Here is a 1,158-nt window from a genome sequence, read left to right on the forward strand (position 1 = left end):
CGGGTCGACGAGTTGCGCGAGCGGCTCGCGCGCGCCGAGCGGCCGTTCGCGATCGTCGGCGGCAGCGGCTGGACGCCCGACGCGTGCGCGAACCTGCGCACCTTCGTCGAGCGCTGGCAGTTGCCGGTGGCCTGTGCGTTCCGCTACCAGGACACGATCGACAACGCGCACCCGAACTACGCGGGCGACGTCGGGCTCGGGATCAACCCCGCGCTCGCGAAGCGCATCCGCGACGCCGACCTGCTGCTCGTGATCGGGCCGCGTCTCGGCGAAGCGACGACCGGCGGCTACACGCTGCTCGACATCCCGAAGACGCGCCAGACGCTGATCCACGTACACCAGGGCGCGGACGAGCTCGGCCGCGTGTATGCGGCCGACTTGCCGATCGTGTCCGGGATGCCCGAGATCGCCGCGCCGCTCGCCGCGCTCGAGGCGCCCGAGCACCCCGCGTGGGCCGGCACCGCCGCCGACGCGCATCGCGCGTATCGCGAATGGCATGCGCCGCTGCCGATGCCCGGCGACGTCCAGCTCGGCGACGTGATGGTGCAGTTGCGCGAGCGCCTGCCGCATGACGCGATCCTCACCAACGGCGCCGGCAACTATGCGATCTGGCTGCATCGCCACTTCGCGTACCGGCACTTCCGCTCGCAGCTCGCACCGACCAGCGGCGCGATGGGCTACGGCGTACCGGCCGCGCTTGCCGCGAAGTCGCTGTACCCGTCGCGCGCCGTCGTCGCGCTCGCGGGCGACGGCTGCTTCATGATGGCCGGCAACGAGCTCGCGACCGCGATGCAGTACGGGCTGAACATCGTCGTGATCGTCGTCAACAACGGGCATTTCGGCACGATCCGCATGCATCAGGAGCGCAACTACCCGGGGCGCGTGCACGGCACGGGGCTCACGAATCCCGATTTCGCCGCGTATGCGCGCGCGTTCGGCGCACATGGCGAGACCGTCGAGCGCACCGCCGATTTCGCGCCCGCGCTCGAACGCGCGCTGACCTGCGGGCTGCCCGCGCTGATCGAGATCCGCATCCCGCAGGACGCCAGCACGCCGGCCGCGACGCTCGAACAGATCCGCGAACAGGGCCTCCGCGCGCGCGGCGGATGACGGTGGACACACACGCCGCGCCGCCCGCCGTCGCGCTGTCGCACGACG

Annotated in this window: 1 protein-coding gene; it reads left to right on the forward strand. The window is 71.9% G+C overall.

The window, feature by feature from the left end:
• Positions 1-1,110 (forward strand): thiamine pyrophosphate-dependent enzyme (locus G3N99_RS40765; RefSeq protein WP_206125259.1); only part of this gene is annotated, 1,110 nt, incomplete at its 5' end.
• Positions 1,111-1,158 lie beyond the last annotated feature (48 nt).

Source organism: Burkholderia sp. Ac-20392, assembly GCF_017104585.1.
In the GTDB taxonomy this organism is placed as follows: Bacteria; Pseudomonadota; Gammaproteobacteria; order Burkholderiales; family Burkholderiaceae; genus Burkholderia; species Burkholderia lata.